Here is a 14,310-nt window from a genome sequence, read left to right as displayed (position 1 = left end):
GGCTGGCCGGCGTGGATGTCGACGCGTTCGTGCAGGCCCACCGCCCCACCTGGGACCGGCTCGACGAGCTCGTCAAGCGGCGCCGACGGCTGACCGGAGCCGAAGTCGACGAACTGGTGGACCTGTACCAGCGGGTGTCGACACACCTGTCGATGGTGCGCTCGTCGTCCACCGACTCCGTCCTGGTCGGCCGGCTGTCCGGGCTGGTGGCCCGGGCACGCGCGGCGGTGACCGGTGCGCACGCCCCGCTGTGGCGGGAGTTCCTGCGGTTCTGGACCGTCTCGTTCCCGGTCGTCGCGTACCGGTCGTGGCGGTGGTGGCTCGGTTCGGCCACTGCGTTCTTCCTCGTCGCCGCGCTGATCGGGTTCTGGGTGGCGGGCAGCCCCGAGGTGCAGTCGGCCGTCGGCACCCCCAGCGACATCGACCAGCTGGTCAACAACGACTTCGCCTCGTACTACAGCGAGAACCCCGCCGGCTCGTTCGCCCTGCGGGTCTGGGTGAACAACGCGTGGGTGGCCGCGCAGTGCATCGGTTTCGCGATCCTGCTCGGCCTGCCGATCCCGTACATCCTGTTCCAGAACGCCGCCAACCTCGGCCTCACGGGCGGATTGATGTTCGACGCCGGCAAGGGCGACATCTTCCTCGGCCTGCTGACACCGCACGGGCTGCTGGAATTGACCGCCGTGTTCCTCGCGGCGGCGGCCGGTATGCGGTTGGGCTGGATGGTCATCGCCCCCGGGCACCGGCCGCGGGGACAGGTGCTCGCCGAACAGGGCCGGGCGGTGGTCGCCGTCGCCGCCGGGCTGGTGGCGGTGCTGCTGTTGTCCGGCCTGATCGAAGCCCTGGTCACCCCGTCGCCGCTGCCCACCTTCGCGCGGATCGCGATCGGTGTCGCGGCCGAGGTCGCGTTCCTGGCCTACATCGTGCATTTCGGCAGGAAGGCGGTTCGGGCGGGTGAATCCGGCGACATCGAAGACGCGCCGGACGTGGTGCCCACCGGCTGATCACAGCCGGCCGGTGGCCTTCATCTGGAGGTAACGGTCGGCGAGTGCGGGAGCGAGTTCCTCCGGCGGGGCGTCGACGACGTCCACGCCCGCCCGCCGCAGCGTGCCCGCGACGCGGTTGCGGTCGTTGCGCGACCGTTCGGCGGCCGCCGCGTCGTAGACGGCGGCGGCGTCGTCGCGGCCCGCGGCCAGCAGGTCGACCCGCGGGTCGGCGACCGCCGCGATCAGCACATGGTGGCGTGCGGCGAGCTGGGGCAGCACCTCCATCAGCCCTTCCTCGAGTGCCGAGGCGTTGAGGTCGGTGAGCAGCACCACCAGCGCACGGCGACGGACACGGCGCTGGATCGCCGACGCCATCGCGGCCGGGTCGGATTCGACGAGGGCGGGTTGCAGCGGTGCCATCGCCGACACCAACTGAGCCAGCAGTTCGGTACGGGACGCGTTGAACACCCCGGCGCGGGTGACCCGGTCGTGGGCCAGGAAGTCGACGTGGTCGCCGGCGCGCGCGGCGAGCGCCGCCAGCAGCAGTGCGGCGTCCATCGACCAATCCAGGCGCGGCCAGCCGCCGGGGTCTGATGCCGTCGGGTCGACCCCGACCCGCCCGGCCGAGGTGCGTCCGGTGTCGAGGACGATGACGATGCGCTGGTCGCGTTCCGGGCGCCACGTCCGCACGACGACGTCGGCGCGCCGGGCCGTCGCCCGCCAGTCGATCGAACGGACGTCGTCACCCACCACGTACTCGCGCAGCGAGTCGAACTCGGTGCCCTGTCCGCGGATCAGAGCGGGCGTCGACCCGTCGAGTTCGCGCAGTCGCGCCAGCCGTGACGGTAAGTGCTTGCGGGACAAGAACGGTGGCAGTACCCGGATCTGGCCGGCCACCCGGTGCGAGGCCTGCCTGCCTGCCAGGCCGAGGGGTCCGATCGAGCGGACGGTGACGAGCGCTGACCGCAGGTCGCCACGACGGGTCGGGCGCAGCGTGGTGCGCACCGTCACCCGTTGGCCCGCAGGAAGAATCACCTCGTGAGTGCGCGGCGCGCCGTGCGCACTCGGCGGCCAGGCGTCGCGCAGGCGTCCGCGTAACCGCCGCCTGCCCGGATGGTGCACGTCCAGCACCGACTCGACGGACTGGCCGAGCCGGGCGGCGGTCTCCCCGGACCGGGTCACCTCCAACCGGCGGGGACTCGCGGCCAGCGCGGTGTCCACCACGAACGCGAGCAGCAGCGCACCGAACAGCGCCGCGAACGCCACCGACGGGACGGGCGCCACGGCGATCGGCAACACGCACAGCAGTGCGACCAGCGCCGCACGTCCGGTGAGGACCACTACCGCGGGACCGGCACGGCCGCGAGGATGCCGTCGAGCACCGCGTCGGGGCTGGCGCCTTCGAGTTCGGCCTCCGGGCGCAGTGCGATGCGGTGGCGCAGCGTGGGCCGGGCCATCGCTTTGACGTCGTCGGGGGTGACGTAGTTGCGCCCGGACAGCCACGCCCAGGACCGTGCCGTGGCCAGCAGTGCGGTGGCCCCGCGTGGGGAGACGCCCAACTGCAGCGACGGGGACTGCCGGGTGGCGCCGGCGATGTCGACGATGTAGCCGAGCACCTCGTCGGCGACCAGCACCTGCCGGACCGCGGCCCGCCCGGCGGCCAGGTCGGCCGGGCCCGCGACCGCGCGCACCGCCGACAGGTCGCGAGGATCGAATCCGCGGGCGTGGCGGTCGAGGATCGCGATCTCCTGGTCGCGTGGCGGCAGCGGCACGGTCAGCTTGAGCAGGAAGCGGTCCAGCTGCGCCTCGGGCAGCTGGTAGGTGCCCTCGTATTCGATCGGGTTCTGGGTGGCGGCCACGATGAACGGGTCGGGCAGCGGGCGCGCCTCACCCTCGACGCTGACCTGCCGCTCCTCCATCGCCTCGAGCAGCGCCGCCTGGGTCTTCGGGGGCGTGCGGTTGATCTCGTCGGCCAGCAGCAGGTTGGTGAACACCGGGCCCGCGCGGAACTCGAACTCGGCGGTGCGTGCGTCGTAGACCAGCGATCCCGTCACGTCGCCCGGCATCAGGTCCGGGGTGAACTGCACACGCTTGAACTCCAGCTGCAGGGTCGCGGCCAGGGTGCGGACGAGCAGTGTCTTGGCCACGCCCGGAACGCCTTCGAGGAGCACGTGGCCGCGGCACAGCAGTGCGATGACCAGCCCGCTGACCACGGCGTCCTGACCGACGACGGCCTTGCCGATCTCCTCCCGCAGGGTCAGCAGGGCCTGGCGCGCCGAATCGGCTGCCGCACCGCCGGTCTGGGTGGTCTGCGCTGATGGCTGAGTCACGAGTGGGCGACCTGCCTTTCGATGTCGTCGAGTTGATGGGCGATGGTGACCAGGTCGGCGTCGGTGTCCGGGGCCGGGCCGTACAGCACGTGGGCGACGCCCTGCGGGCCGGCGCCGGTCCGCTGGGCGACGGCCTGGACGACCGCCGGAGGCTGTGCGTGGGCGGGCAGGCCGAGCCGGGGCAGCAGACGGGCGCGGGTCGCGCTGCGCAGCGCGTCGGCGGCGCGGTCGCGGGCACGCCGCGACCGGTACAGCCTGCCGCGGCCCTCGACGGTCTCCGACGCCCGGATGACCACCGGGAGTTGTTCGGCCACAAGCGGTCCCAATCTCCGGCCCTGCCAGATCGCGAGAAGGACCACCGCCAGCGACAACTGCAGAACGATCCAGCTGACCTGGTCGGGGATGAGATCGGACAGGCCTGCGGTTCCGGCGGCGCCCTCCCGCTCCTGCGGGGCGAACCAGATGACGCGGGGCGCGCTGCCCGCCAGGTTCATGGCGAGCGCGGCGTTGCCCTGTTCGAGCAGTGCGGCGTTCGTCATGAAATCGGACGCCCCCACCACCGTGATCGTGCGGTCCGCGTCGGTGTAGCGCACCAGCGCACCGTCATAGCACCGGGTCAGCGCAGGCCGCTGCTCGGCCGCCCGGTAGGTCTCGGCCAGTCCGAGTTGCGCGTCACCCGCGCGGTTCGCTTCGCGCAGATCGCAATCCGGTCTGGGAGCGAACGAACTGACCCCGTCCGAGCGCACCTCCGGTGCGAGCGCTTCACGCGCCCGGGACACGGGTTCGACCAGCAGCCGGTCACCCGGCAGGCCGGCCAGCCGCCGCAAGTGCTCGTCGTCGGTCAGACGGTGCGTCTCGGCGAACACGACCAGTGTGCCTTCGCGGGCCGCCCGTTCGACGTCGGTGACGCTGCGCGCCTCCACCACCTCGACGCCGCGGTCTCGCAGCAGCGTGACCAGCGCCCGGACCCCGTCGGGTGAGGTCGACTGCGGGTCCATCGGCGCGCCGGGACGCGACGCGGTCAGCAGGGTGCCGACGGTCGCGACCGCGACGATGACGACGAGTGCGAGCAGCACCCAGCGTGAGCTGCGCCAGCGTTGTCCGACAGTCGGCCCGATCGCCGTGGCGGGATGCGTCATCGCACCTCCGCCCAACCGGTTTCGGCCCGTGGTGTGCCGGCGTTGGGGCCGGCGTGCGCGCCGGCCGAGCGGAGGTGATCGTCGAGGGTAGCCACCGAGCGGTACGCGGTTTCGGTCCCGGGCCGGTGGCCGTAGGTGACGTCGTTGAACGCCGTTGCGGCGTCGCGCAATTCGCCCGACAGCCGAGGCAGCGCGAGGCCGGCGTCGGTGGCCAGTTCCGTGGCGGTGCGGCCGGGAACCGAGGGAAGCACGCCGCTTTCCTCCAGTTGTCGGGCGATCGCCCTCAACCGGTGGCGGATCGCCAGCGCCCACTGGCCCGCCGCGGCATGCTGTTCGGCGGTCATGCGGTGTTCGGCGGCGCCCAGTTCGTGGCCGCCGTAGAGGGAGGGGCCGCGCCGGTCGGTGCGCATGGTCCTTCGGGCGATGCGCGCGGCCACCACCACCGCGACGGCGATCAGCAGGAGAAGCACGGTGATGGTCAGCCATCCGCCGGGCACCCCGGCTCCGCCCTGCGCGATGCGGTACACGAGGTCGTTGAGTAGTTCGGACAGCCGGTCGGTCAGCGACGCCCGGGGATAGATCGGCTTGTCGAGCTCACGCTGGGCGGCCTCGTGCGCGGCGTCGCGGTCGATGTCTACGGTCGGCACGTCACGGGCGGCGGGTCAGCCACAGGTGGTCGGTGGAATCGGCGGGGACGTACGGGCCCGCCGCCGCACCGGTGTGCAGCACCAGGTCGAAGGCCTCGGACCGGATCCTGCGGTCGGTGTAGAGCAGGACGACGACGCCCGCGCTGAAGGGGGCGGTGAGGATCTGGCCGATCGCCGCGCCGACCGCGACCAGGACGAGGCCCACCAGCACCCCACCGTCGGACCCCGACCCCGCGAGCAGTTGTCCACCGAAGCTGAACGGGACCCCGACGGCGCCCGCGATGACGGCCGCTGCGAGCGCGGCCAGGATCCAGATGCCCAGCACCCGCCAGAAGTCCCTCCTCACCAGCGCGAACGAGCGCCGGGCCGCGGCGACGATGCCGAGGCGTTCCAGGACGATCAGCGCCGGCGTGAACACCAGCGAGGTGGCGACGTACACGATCAGCAGGAACGCGGCGATGACCAGCGGGGCGCCGACGAGGAAGGCGGCGACACCGCCGCCGATGCTCTCGGCTGCGATGACCACCACCACGACGACCACGATGAGCAGCACGACCGCCAGCGCCTCAAGGGCGGTGAAGCCGAGCAGCGCGAGTAGCCTGCCCTTCACCCGCTGCCACGCTTCGCCGATGCTGATGTCCGCCCCGAACACCGCGCGACCCACGATGACCGTCAGCATGCCGCTGAGCACCACCGACGCCAGAGCGGTGGTGATCGACCCGGCCAGCGAGGACCCGGACAGCACGGCGACGTCGCCTGCGGTGGGCTCGCCGCCGAGGGTGGGGTCGAGGTCGCCGGTGGCGATCAGCGGGCCCAGGATCTGCAGGACGAGCGAGATGAGCTGGGCGGCGACGACCACGATCGCGGTTAGGCCCAGTGTGGCCTTGGGATTGCGCCGGATGTAGTTGACCGCCCCGTTGAAGATGTCGGACAACCCGAGCGGGCGCAACGGGATGACACCGGGTTTGAGCACCCCGGGCTGGCCGTAGCCGTGCGGCGGCGGGTAACCCGGCGGTGACGGGTAGCCCTGTTGGTAATAGGGCGGCGGATACCCCTGCTGATAACCCGGTGGCGGATAGCCGTGTTGGTAGCCGGGTGGGGGATAGCCCTGCTGGGGACCGGGCGCCGGATACCCCTGCTGATAGCCGGGGGGCGGGTAGCCCTGCGGTGCATACGGCGGTGGAGCGTAACCGGGAGGACCCTGTCCCGGCGGCGGCGGGTCGACCTGGCCGGGCCCACCGGCGTCGTTGCTCATGGCCACCATCCTGTCGATCACCACGCCAATTGACAACGTGGCGCGCGTGTTTGCGGCGACGACCGGCCTGGCCGCCGACCGCACCGGCGTAGTTTCGATGGCATGGCGGAACTCAAAGCTCGGCTGCGTGCGGACCTCACGACCGCGATGAAGACACAGGACAAACTCCGCACGGCCACGCTGCGGATGCTGCTCGCCGCGATTCAGACCGAGGAGGTCTCCGGCAAGGAGGCGCGGGAGCTGAGCGACGACGACGTGATCAAGGTGCTCGCACGCGAATCGCGCAAGCGGGGCGAGGCGGCCGAGGTCTACACCCAGAACGGGCGCGGTGAACTGGCCGCGAACGAACACGCCGAGGCCCGCATCATCGACGAGTACCTGCCGACCCCGCTGACGGAGGCCGAACTGGCCGATGTCGTCGACACCGCGATGGCGCAGGTCGCCGAACAACTCGGTGAGCGCCCGACGATGAAGCAGATGGGGCAGGTCATGAAGGCCGCGTCGGCGATCGCCGCCGGCAAGGCCGACGGATCCCGCTTGTCCGCGGCGGTCAAGGCGCGTCTGTAGTCTGCGCGTAAAGCGCAGTCGCGCAGGGTGTTTAGTGCCCGTCGTTTGCACCCCCACGCCACGGGCTACCCGGACGCCATGACGCGCTTTGGCTACACCCTGATGACCGAGCAGAGCGGACCCAAGGAGCTCGTCCGCTACGCCGCCGCCGCGGAGCACGCCGGATTCGACTTCGAGGTGTCCAGTGACCACTACTCCCCGTGGCTCGCGGCGCAGGGTCACGCCCCGAACGCCTGGACCGTGCTGGGCGCCGTCGCGCACGTCACCGAACGCGTCGAACTGTTCACCTACGTGACGTGCCCGACGATGCGCTACCACCCCGCGATCGTCGCGCAGCAGGCCGCCACGCTGCAGATCCTCGCCGACGGCCGCTTCACGCTCGGCCTCGGTACCGGCGAGAACCTCAACGAGCACGTCGTCGGCAAGGGGTGGCCCACGGTCGCCCGGCGCCAGGACATGCTGCGCGAGGCCATCCAGATCATCCGGGAACTGTTCACCGGCGAGGTGGTCGACTGGCGCGGGGAGTACTTCGAGATCGACTCGGCCCGGCTGTGGGACCTGCCCGAGACGCCGGTCGGCATCGCCGCCGCGGTCTCCGGCGAGCGTTCGGTCGAGGCGTTCGCCCAACTCGCCGACCACCTCATCGCCGTCGAGCCGAACAAGGACCTCGTCGACGCGTGGCACGACGCGCGGCGCGCGACGGGTCTGCCCGGGCACGTGCGGGTGGTCGGTCAGATCCCGATCTGCTGGGACCCCGACCGGGATGCGGCGGTCGCCCGGGCGCACGAGCAGTTCCGGTGGTTCGCCGGCGGCTGGGCCGTCAACGCCGATCTGCCCACGACGGCGGGGTTCGCGGGCGCGACGCAGTTCGTGCGCCCGGACGACACCGCGGAGTCGATCCCGTGCGGCCCTGACCTCGACGCGATCGTCGAATCCGTGAGCGCGTACTGGGAGGCCGGGTTCACCGACATCGCGCTGGTGCAGGTGGGCGACGAGGGTCAGGACCGGTTCCTGGCCGAGGCGGCCGGCCCGCTGCTGGAGAAGCTGCGCTCCGCGGCGGCCTGACCGTCAGCTGTAGGCGAGTTCGGACGAGTTGTCCAGCCTCAACTCGTCGCAGGCCCGGCGTTCCACGAGGAGCGGGATGAAATCGCGGATGAGGCTGTCGGTGAAGTCGGCGTAGGCGTCTTCGACGGCGATCGCGATGCGGCCCTCGGGCACCTCGGCGAACTTCGCGACCAGCCTGTCCTTGACCTCGTCGATCAGTTCGCGCTCACTCTTGTACGGCACGGCGTCGATTTTCGAGTGTGCGGAATCACTTGGTCAAGGTTCGGTACGTCACAACACTTGACACTCGTCAACACACTGTATGGCCGTGGTTGAGCGCCGCGTCGGACGGGTAGTCCCGCCCTGACGAGAGGAGGGCGCCCGTGCCCCGTGGAGAAGGCATCTACGACGAGGAACACGCCGACGAGCCCAAGGGCGGCCGTCCCGGCCCGACCGATCAGGGTGGCGAGGGCGGGATGGCCTCGCGCGAGGTGGCCCCGGAGATCACCACGTCGGAGAACACCGAGGAGTCACCGGAGTAACCGTCACTCGGCGTCGCGGCCTTCCCGGCTGCGGCGGTAGGCCGCGCGCCGGAAGTCGGTCAGCCATCCCGGTGCCAGCGACACCCCGGGTGCGCTGTTGAGGGTCGGGTCGAACGACAGGTCCTTGTCTGGCGGGATCACCTCGGACAGCGTCAACCGGGCCAGCGGACCGAATTCGCCTGTGCCCGCGGCTTGATCGATGCTGAACTCGAGATCGCCGCGGGCGAGTCGGTCGGTGATGGTGTCGAGCGACAGCCCCGGCCGGTCGAGTTTCGTCGACAGATGCGCCCGCACCCACCACACACCGCCCTCGTACCGCAGCGGCATCAGGCTCGAGTAGGTGGTGTTGTCCCAGGAAGCGGTGGGCAACAACAGAAAACGGTTCACAGCAGTGGTCGCCAGCAGGACATCCCACGGGCGTGAGTCCTTCGTCATCCGCCAGGCCAGCCCGGCGATGTCCGGGACCGAACCCGGCAGACCGACGGCCTTGGACACCCGACCGATTACGTCGCCCGATTCGATCGGGAGCCCCTGACCGGGCGGGGCGACCCGCTCGATGCGGCCCCGGGCGAGCACCCCGGCAGGGTGGAAGAGCCGGCGCCGGCGCACCGCGGCGCCGACTTCGACCGGAAGTGCGAGGAGATCTGAGACGTTCACGCCTGCTCGGGTGCCCGCCTCAGCAGCAGCGCAAACGGGGTGTGCGGGTTTAACAACCGCGATACAGGGCATTAATCAACCCAGCTAATGACCCCTTGACGTCGAGAGGCCGATGTGACGACTGCATACACCGACGAGCGCGACATCGTGGTCGCCGCGGACGGCGTGTACGCCCCGCAGGAAGATTCGCAACTGCTGATCGACATCATGGAGAAGACCGGTCTCGCCGTCGGTCGCCGCGCCGTCGACTTGTGCACGGGCAGTGGGGTGGTCGCGGTCAACGCGGCCCTGCAGGGCGCCTCGTCGGTCACCGCCTTCGACATCTGCCCGCGCGCGGTGCGCTGCGCGCGCGGCAATGCCCTCAGCGCCGGGGTCGACGTGGACGTCCATCTCGGGTCCTGGGCTCGGGCAGTGGAGTTCACCCCGTTCGACCTCGTGACGTGCAACCCGCCGTACGTCCCGCACGCCCCCGAAGCCGACCGGGAACCCGTGCCGTCGAGCGTCGGTCCCGCCCGTGCGTGGGATGCCGGCTACGACGGGCGCATGATCCTCGATCCGCTGTGCGAGGCGGTGCCCGATCTCCTCGCGCCCGGGGGCAGCCTGCTGCTCGTGCAGTCCGAGTTCGCCGATCCGCGGGCCACGCTCGCGGCGCTGTCGAGTGCCGGGCTGGACGCGGAAGTGATTGCCTGGCAGTGGATTCCGTTCGGCCCCGTGCTGAATGCGCGGGCCGAGTGGCTCGAGGAAACCGGGCGTCTGGATCCCGGCCGACGCGAAGAAGAGCTGTTGGTCATCCGGGCGGACAAGCCATGACCGAACCGCGCACCGTGCGGGTGGTGCAGGGCGGCCCCATCATGGTCGAGGGGCCCGTCCGCATCGAGATGCCCGACGGCAGCGTGGTGGAGTCCGACCGGTTCATGGTGGCGATCTGCGCCTGCAAACGCAGCAAGAACTACCCGTTGTGCGATACCAGCCACCGTCGGCGCCGCCGTGGCGACGCCGACGCGGCCGCGTCGTCAGCCCAGCGGCCGGCGTAGCGACGTCTCGCCGGCCGTCCAGCACCTCATCAAGTGGTCGGCCAGCCGGTCCTCGACGAGCGCATGCGCCCGGATGCCGAACACCACGTCGGTGTCGAGGTGCGGTTCCCTGGCCACCAGGTCTCCGACCACGTCGGTGCGCACCACCTGTTCGTGGACGGCGTCGGCTTCCACGTGTTCGCGGTAGAACGCCGCGCAGGTGTCCGGTGCGCCCATCCGCTCGAGCGCCTCGACCAGCCGGCGCGACCCGGGCGACGAGGTGATCTCGGTGGAGGCGAAGTGGCCGACCGCCGCTCCGCGCAGCGCCCGATGCAGGCCGAACATCGACATCAGGTTGACCGCGGCCAGCGCTTCGGCCGGTACGTCGTTGATGTATCGGAGGTAAGTGGCGTCCAGGTCCGCGGCGACCATCAGGTCGGCGAAGAGCTGCTGGTGCAGTTGCGGTCCGCGGCCGCCGCCGAACTCGTCGAACTCGACGGCGACGAACGACGCCTTCGCCTGTCCGGTCAGCCGGGGGATGGCGAAGGCGTGGGGATCGCCCTCCTTGAGGTGGTAGAGCGAGCGGTGCACGAAGTACTCGCGCATCTGCTCCCAGGTGCCCTTGTCGCGCAGGAAGTACGAGGGGCCATCACCGTCGACGGGTTCGACGGCGAGCGCGGCCATCTCGGCGGCGGCCGTCTGGTCCTCGTCGATCTCCCCGACGTCGCGACGCACCGCGCTCAGGAACGACTGTTCCATCTGACCGCGCAGGTGCAGCAGCCCGGCGTTCCACTCCCAGTGCGGGTCGACACCCGCGAAGCCGCGGTAGTGCAGTTCGTAGCAGACGTAGAGCGCCAGTTGCAGGTCGATGCCGTAGGGGTCGGAGTCGCCGAGCGACGCCTCGATGCGGGCCAGGTGGTTGCGGGGGGCTCGCTCGGCGAGGGTGTTCACCACGGCCAGCGAGAGCGGGCCGCGGGCGTCGGGCAACGTCGGTTCAACCATGATCGGCGCAAAAGTCACGCCGGGGAACTACCCGCTACTTGGTCTCTCCAATCGCTCCGCGCGGGGGCAATCGGTCTGTCAGAACCGCCAGAGGGCTTCCTGGGTGGTGCTGGCGATCAGCGCGCCGTCGTCGTCGTACAGCGAACCGACGGCCAGGCCGCGGGCGTCGCTGTTGTTGACGCCGCTGACCTCGTAGCGGTGCCAGCGGTGCGGATCGAACGGCCGGTGGAACCACACCGAGTGGTCCAGCGAAGCCGCCATCCCGGCGCCGGGTTCGTCGGGGGCGCCGGCCGGGCGGGCGGCGGGCACCGGCCCGAGGTCGGACATGTAGGTCAGCAGGCAGGCGCGGATCAGCGGGTCGTCCTCGATCGGATCGAGGGAGCGGATCCAGAACGGCGGGATCGCGAAGGGCGAGGTGTCGCTCGGATTCGCGCGGACCTCGAAACGGTCCACGGCCTCCAGATCGGGGGATTTGGGCCGGGCGTCGTCGAACGGGAGGGTCGCCTGCCGCGGCGGATGCCAGTCGGCGCTGTCCTCGGGTCGGTGGAAGGACGCGATCATCTCGAGGATGACTTTGCCCTCCTGGACCGCGGTGACGCGGCGGGTGTCGAACGAGCGGCCGTCGCGGGTGCGCTCGACCTGCAGTTCGACGTTGATGCCGTATTTGCCGCCGCGGACGAAGTAGCAGTGCAGCGACTGCGCCCGCTTGTCGGGATCGACCGTGGCGCCGGCGGCGCCCAGCGCCTGGGCCGCGATCAGACCGCCGAACAGCCGGTGTGCCGGACCGCTGGTGACCTGCGGTGCCAGGAAGGTGTCGCCGTCGCGGTCGAACTCGAGCAGGCGCGCGATCCAGCTCGCGTCATGCGGCCAGGAGGTGTCACGGAGGGCGGTCATCCTGGGCAGCTTATCGACCAACTGGTTGGGAGCACTGCCAGGGCCTACGGCGTCCGTCCACGCGCGACGTCCGCCGCGCCGTTCCCGGTGATCAGCCAGAGGGTGGCCAGTTGCGCGACGAAGTCGTCGAGGGACAGGCCGGTGCGGCCGTCGACGAACGCGAGGATGGCGTCGGCGGTGCCGCCGACGATGAACGCGGGCGCCACCCGGGCCAGCGGATCGGACTCCAGCTCGACGCCGTGCACGCTGCGTCCGTTGTCGATCAGCACCTCGGTCAGGTGGCGCATGACCACCGCCCGGTGGGAGTGCAGTTCCGCCGATGCGGCGGCCCCGCCCAACAGGATCCGCGCCCGGCGAGGATCGTCGACGAGTGCGTGCACGGCGGCGGTGACGGCGGCGAACGCCCGCGCCTCCAACGACTCTGCGGCCGCAGACTCCGCCGCCTGCACCGTTGCGGCGCGGACGTTCTCGGCGACGTCGTCGACGACGGCCGCGGACAGCGCGTCGAGATCGGCGAAGTTCTCGTAGAAGTACCGCTTGTTCAATCCCGCGGCGGCGCACAGCTTGCCGACCGTCGCGCTGCGCCACTCGTTGTGCGCCATCGCCTCCATCGCGGCGTCGAGCAGGCGCGCCCTGCGCTGACGACGGCGGACGTCCGCCGACTGCCCGCCGTAGGCACGCTCACCCGTTGACACCATCACCCGATTCTGGCACGGTTCGGTACCAGATACACCCGAGGAGGGCACCGGCGGATGACGGCACTGACCACGCAGCTCACTTCACCGACCAACACCCGCCGTCTCCAGGCCGCCGGCGCGGCCGTCACCTCGCGCTTCCCCAGCCGGGAGGAACCCCTGGCCCCGCCACCGCCGGGTTCGCACCTCAAACCGGTCATGGGCAACTACGGGTTCCCGTTCCTCGGTCACACGCTCAGCGCGCTGGCCGAACCGCTCGACTTCGCCCGTCGCCGCTACGACATGTACGGGCCGGTCTCGTGGGCGGGCGGGGTCGGGTTCCGTGTCGTATCGCTCATGGGCCCCGAGGCTCTGGAGACCGCGTGGGTCAACCGGGACAAGGTCTTCTCCAGCACCCGCGGGTGGGCGCCGGTCATCGGCCCGTTCTTCTACCGGGGCATCATGCTGCTGGACTTCGAGGAGCACCGCGATCACCGCCGGATCATGCAGCAGGCGTTCACCCGCAGCGCGCTGGAGGGCTACCTCGAACTGATGCGACCCGGCATCGACCGGACCCTGCGCAGTTGGGCTGCCACGGACGGCTTTCCGTTCTACCCGTCCGTCAAGCACCTGCTGCTGGAGCAGGCCGCGGAGGTGTTCGTCGGCACCCACCTCGGGCCCGAATCCGACCAGCTGGCCGCGGATTTCCACGACACCGTGCGCGGCGGGCAGGCCCTGTTGCGGGCGGATGTGCCGGGCGGCGTCTGGGCCAGGGGCCTGCGCGCGAGGCGGCGGCTCGAACGCTATTTCGGCGAGCAGATCGCCGACCGGCAGCGGGGCGAGGGCACCGACCTCTTCTCGATGTTGTGCCGCAGCGAGGACGACGACGGCGCGCGGTTCGCCCCCGCCGACATCGTCAACCACATGATCTTCCTGCTGATGGCCGCCCACGACACCACCGCGATCGCCCTGTCCATGCTCGTCTACGAGCTGGGCCGAAACCCCGAGTGGCAGAGGGTGCTTCGCGACGAGGCGGTCGACCGGCCCAACGACGCGCCCGCCCTGGGCGACCTGGACGGCTATCCGCTGCTCGACGCCGCGTTCAAGGAGATCCTCCGGATGTACGCGCCGGCGGGCACCCTGTTCCGTCAGACCACGCGCGACACGGAGATCCTCGGACACTTCGTCCCCGCCAAGGCCCAGGTGGCGATCAACGTCCACGCCTCGATGAGGCTCGCCGACTGGTGGCCCGACCCGGACACGTTCGACCCCGGTCGCTTCGTCGACAAGCCGGAACCCCGGGCCGCGGTGAGCCGCTACGCATTCGCCCCGTTCGGCGGCGGGGCGCACAAGTGCATCGGCCAGCAGTTCGCCGATATGACGGTCAAGACCGTGATGCACCAGATGCTGCGGCGCTTCGAGTGGCGCGTGGCCGACGGCTACCGGCTCCCGCTGACGTGGGGCACCGGGCCGACGCCGGCCGACGACCTGCCGATCGCCCTGCGCACCCGCACGTGACACGACAGAGGCCCTGACCGGACGAACCGGATCAGGGCCTCT

General features: G+C 70.9%; 17 protein-coding genes. 7 read left to right on the top strand and 10 right to left on the bottom strand.

What is annotated here, in order from left to right:
* Nucleotides 1-11: 11 nt before the first annotated feature.
* Complete coding sequence (locus AU196_RS01770; protein ID WP_059093345.1) at nt 12-1,004, top strand: stage II sporulation protein M; 993 nt, start codon at nt 12-14, stop codon at nt 1,002-1,004.
* Here the strand turns inward: AU196_RS01770 and AU196_RS01765 are convergent, their stop codons facing one another.
* The 5 genes from AU196_RS01765 to AU196_RS01745 are packed head-to-tail and all read right to left on the bottom strand — an operon-like array spanning nt 1,005 to nt 6,366.
* On the bottom strand, nt 1,005-2,327 hold the full coding sequence (locus AU196_RS01765) for a DUF58 domain-containing protein (protein ID WP_059093344.1): 1,323 nt from the start codon (nt 2,325-2,327) through the stop codon (nt 1,005-1,007). It lies immediately after the preceding gene.
* Complete coding sequence (locus AU196_RS01760) at nt 2,327-3,316, bottom strand: AAA family ATPase (protein WP_059093343.1); 990 nt, start codon at nt 3,314-3,316, stop codon at nt 2,327-2,329. The genes AU196_RS01765 and AU196_RS01760 overlap by 1 nt, the downstream gene beginning before the upstream one ends.
* Nucleotides 3,313-4,455: a DUF4350 domain-containing protein gene (locus AU196_RS01755; protein WP_197415670.1), complete on the bottom strand. Its 1,143-nt coding sequence runs from the start codon at nt 4,453-4,455 to the stop codon at nt 3,313-3,315. Before AU196_RS01755 ends, AU196_RS01760 begins: the two co-directional genes overlap by 4 nt.
* A complete protein-coding gene (locus AU196_RS01750; RefSeq protein ID WP_059093342.1) occupies nt 4,452-5,102 on the bottom strand; it encodes a DUF4129 domain-containing protein in 651 nt (216 codons plus the stop codon). Before AU196_RS01750 ends, AU196_RS01755 begins: the two co-directional genes overlap by 4 nt.
* 1 nt (nt 5,103) lies before the next feature.
* The gene (locus tag AU196_RS01745) at nt 5,104-6,366 is read right to left on the bottom strand and encodes a DUF7847 domain-containing protein (protein WP_082695589.1); all 1,263 of its coding nucleotides are present in this window, start codon (nt 6,364-6,366) and stop codon (nt 5,104-5,106) included.
* 93 nt (nt 6,367-6,459) lie between these two features.
* Here AU196_RS01745 and AU196_RS01740 point away from each other — a divergent pair, with 93 nt between their 5' ends.
* Together AU196_RS01740 and AU196_RS01735 are read left to right on the top strand one after the other, a co-directional pair.
* Nucleotides 6,460-6,924 (top strand): GatB/YqeY domain-containing protein, encoded by a 465-nt coding sequence (locus tag AU196_RS01740; protein WP_059093341.1) that lies wholly within the window; start codon nt 6,460-6,462, stop codon nt 6,922-6,924.
* A 78-nt stretch (nt 6,925-7,002) separates the two neighbouring features.
* On the top strand, nt 7,003-7,989 hold the full coding sequence (locus AU196_RS01735) for an LLM class F420-dependent oxidoreductase (RefSeq protein WP_059093340.1): 987 nt from the start codon (nt 7,003-7,005) through the stop codon (nt 7,987-7,989).
* Between the two features lie 3 nt (nt 7,990-7,992).
* Here the strand turns inward: AU196_RS01735 and AU196_RS01730 are convergent, their stop codons facing one another.
* Complete coding sequence (locus AU196_RS01730; RefSeq protein ID WP_059093339.1) at nt 7,993-8,211, bottom strand: three-helix bundle dimerization domain-containing protein; 219 nt, start codon at nt 8,209-8,211, stop codon at nt 7,993-7,995.
* Between the two features lie 140 nt (nt 8,212-8,351).
* Between AU196_RS01730 and AU196_RS25775 the strand changes: the two genes are divergently transcribed.
* Entirely contained in the window at nt 8,352-8,510 is a 159-nt protein-coding gene (locus AU196_RS25775; RefSeq protein ID WP_172800506.1) for a hypothetical protein, read from the top strand.
* Between the two features lie 3 nt (nt 8,511-8,513).
* Here AU196_RS25775 and AU196_RS01725 read toward each other — a convergent pair whose 3' ends face one another.
* Entirely contained in the window at nt 8,514-9,239 is a 726-nt protein-coding gene (locus AU196_RS01725; protein ID WP_059093338.1) for a hypothetical protein, read from the bottom strand.
* A 42-nt stretch (nt 9,240-9,281) separates the two neighbouring features.
* Here AU196_RS01725 and AU196_RS01720 point away from each other — a divergent pair, with 42 nt between their 5' ends.
* Nucleotides 9,282-9,977 (top strand): HemK2/MTQ2 family protein methyltransferase, encoded by a 696-nt coding sequence (locus AU196_RS01720; RefSeq protein ID WP_059093337.1) that lies wholly within the window; start codon nt 9,282-9,284, stop codon nt 9,975-9,977.
* Nucleotides 9,974-10,201, top strand: coding sequence for a CDGSH iron-sulfur domain-containing protein (locus tag AU196_RS01715; RefSeq protein ID WP_059093336.1), 228 nt, complete (start codon nt 9,974-9,976; stop codon nt 10,199-10,201). The genes AU196_RS01720 and AU196_RS01715 overlap by 4 nt, the downstream gene beginning before the upstream one ends.
* On the opposite strand, the gene AU196_RS01710 is transcribed toward AU196_RS01715, so the two are convergent.
* From AU196_RS01710 to AU196_RS25770, 3 genes are all read right to left on the bottom strand, one after another.
* Nucleotides 10,181-11,182 carry an iron-containing redox enzyme family protein gene (locus AU196_RS01710; RefSeq protein WP_231737265.1) on the bottom strand — a complete coding sequence of 334 codons (1,002 nt, stop codon included), beginning with the start codon at nt 11,180-11,182 and terminating at the stop codon, nt 10,181-10,183. The genes AU196_RS01715 and AU196_RS01710 overlap by 21 nt on opposite strands.
* Before the next feature lie 78 nt (nt 11,183-11,260).
* The gene (locus tag AU196_RS01705; protein ID WP_059093334.1) at nt 11,261-12,076 is read right to left on the bottom strand and encodes an acyl-CoA thioesterase; all 816 of its coding nucleotides are present in this window, start codon (nt 12,074-12,076) and stop codon (nt 11,261-11,263) included.
* Nucleotides 12,077-12,120: 44 nt separating this feature from the next.
* Complete coding sequence (locus AU196_RS25770; protein WP_059093333.1) at nt 12,121-12,774, bottom strand: TetR/AcrR family transcriptional regulator; 654 nt, start codon at nt 12,772-12,774, stop codon at nt 12,121-12,123.
* A 54-nt stretch (nt 12,775-12,828) separates the two neighbouring features.
* Here AU196_RS25770 and AU196_RS01695 point away from each other — a divergent pair, with 54 nt between their 5' ends.
* Nucleotides 12,829-14,268 carry a cytochrome P450 gene (locus AU196_RS01695; RefSeq protein ID WP_059093332.1) on the top strand — a complete coding sequence of 480 codons (1,440 nt, stop codon included), beginning with the start codon at nt 12,829-12,831 and terminating at the stop codon, nt 14,266-14,268.
* Nucleotides 14,269-14,310 lie beyond the last annotated feature (42 nt).

It is taken from the genome of Mycobacterium sp. IS-1742 (assembly GCF_001500125.1).
GTDB lineage: Bacteria > Actinomycetota > Actinomycetes > Mycobacteriales > Mycobacteriaceae > Mycobacterium.
This window is presented reverse-complemented; position numbering and strand designations above follow the sequence as displayed.